At 69.9% G+C, this 2143-nt stretch carries 1 protein-coding gene; it reads left to right on the forward strand.

Annotated features, from left to right (window positions below):
- Nucleotides 1–275 precede the first annotated feature (275 nt).
- On the forward strand, nt 276–1733 hold the full coding sequence (locus ACFXA3_RS41475; protein ID WP_385196514.1) for a catalase: 1458 nt from the start codon (nt 276–278) through the stop codon (nt 1731–1733).
- Nucleotides 1734–2143: the final 410 nt, after the last annotated feature.

Here is a 2143-nt window from a genome sequence, read left to right on the forward strand (position 1 = left end):
CGGGGGCGGCGGCCCTGCGGGGGGCGCGTGTGCGCGGCGGCCCGCCGCCGCGGGCCGCCCGGCGGGCCCCGCCCCTCCCCCTCACGGGGGCCTGAGTTTCCGGATGGTGCCGGTGCTGACACCTGTCCTGTCGCGCCCAAGCGCCGGCACCGTCCGGATCACCTCTCCTCATCTTTGTTCAACAAACTGTTGACGTTGCGTTCGGCCTGAAATTAGGCTGTTCCGCATGACGGAAGACGCTTTCCGTCAGCAGGTTTCCCGTACGGAAGGTCACCATGTCGAAGCGCACGCTGACGACCGAGTCCGGCGCCCCGGTCGCCGACAACCAGAACTCCGCCACCGCCGGCGTCGGTGGCCCGCTGCTGGTCCAGGACCAGCAGCTGCTCGAGAAGCTTGCCCGCTTCAACCGGGAGCGCATCCCGGAGCGCGTGGTGCACGCCCGCGGCTCGGCCGCGTACGGCCACTTCGAGGTGACGGACGACGTCACCGCGTACACCAGCGCCGCGTTCCTGAACACGGTCGGCAAGAAGACCGAGACCTTCCTGCGGTTCTCCACCGTCGCCGACTCGCTCGGCGGCGCGGACGCGGTCCGCGACCCGCGCGGCTTCGCCCTGAAGTTCTACACCGAAGAGGGCAACTACGACCTCGTCGGCAACAACACCCCGGTGTTCTTCATCAAGGACCCGATCAAGTTCCCCGACTTCATCCACTCCCAGAAGCGCGACCCCTTCACGGGCAAGCAGGAGCCGGACAACGTCTGGGACTTCTGGGCGCACGCCCCCGAGGCGACGCACCAGATCACCTGGCTGATGGGTGACCGCGGCATACCGGCGTCCTACCGCCACATGAACGGCTACGGTTCGCACACCTACCAGTGGACGAACGAACAGGGCGAGGCCTTCTTCGTCAAGTACCACTTCAAGACGAACCAGGGCATCCGCTGCCTGTCGGGCGAGCAGGCCGCCGAGCTCGTCGGCAAGGACGCCAACTCGCACCAGACCGACCTGCTCCAGGCGATCGAGCGCGGCGTGAACCCGAGCTGGACCCTGTACGTCCAGATCATGCCCGCCGCCGAGGCCGCGGACTACCGCTTCAACCCGTTCGACCTCACCAAGGTGTGGCCGCACAGCGACTACCCGCTGCAGCGCGTGGGCCGCCTGGTCCTCGACCGCAACCCGGACAACGTCTTCGCCGAGGTCGAGCAGTCCGCCTTCTCCCCGAACAACTTCGTCCCGGGCATCACCGCCTCGCCGGACAAGATGCTCCAGGGCCGCCTGTTCGCGTACGCCGACGCCCAGCGCTACCGCCTCGGTGTGAACCACACCGTCCTGCCGGTCAACGCCCCGAAGGCGACGAAGGCCGACAACTACGGCCGCGACGGTGTCATGGCGCTGCGCAACGGCTCGCGCCACGACAAGAACTACGAGCCCAACTCGTACCAGGGCCCGGCCGAGACCGGTCTCGCGCTCGGCGCCCCGAAGGCCGTCTCCGGCTACACGGGCACCCACGAGGCCCCGGCCCACACCAAGGACGACGACTTCTTCCAGGCCGGTGAGCTCTACCGCCTGATGTCGGAGGCCGAGAAGCAGCGTCTGGTGGCGAACATCGCCGGCGGCCTGTCTCAGGTCACCCTCGAGGACGTCATCGAGAAGAACCTGGCTCACTTCCACGCCGCGGACGCCGACTACGGCAAGCGCGTCGAGGAGGCCGTCCGCGCCCTGCGCGACGCCTGAGCCCGAAAGCTGCACCGGGGACCTGGCGGGAGGTCAGGTCCCGGGTGCCGAGCCCGGACCGCGGACCCGGATGAGGGGTGGTACGCGGCGAGGGCAGGACGAGGACCGCGACGGGCGTGTGAGCCAGTGCGGTGGTCATGGGTGCCGCGCCCCGACTCTTGACCTGAGGGAGACGACGCCGGAGCACTCGTCACCGCCCGTCGCGGTCCCAGCCACCCTTCTCCTCTTCCCATGAGGGGGCCACGCACAGGGTCCCCCTCGTATGAGGACGAGCAGCCTCCCGGCCGCCGGTGCCTGCCGGCGGCCACGGAAAGACTCCGCCCGGCGGTGCGCACCGCCGGTGGCGCCCCCCGCCCGCCCGCGGGCGGGCCCCCACAAATACGGGGGGCGGCGGCGTGGGCGCCGGTGGA

The sequence above is a fragment of the Streptomyces sp. NPDC059456 genome (genome assembly GCF_042750055.1).
In the GTDB taxonomy this organism is placed as follows: domain Bacteria; phylum Actinomycetota; class Actinomycetes; order Streptomycetales; family Streptomycetaceae; genus Streptomyces.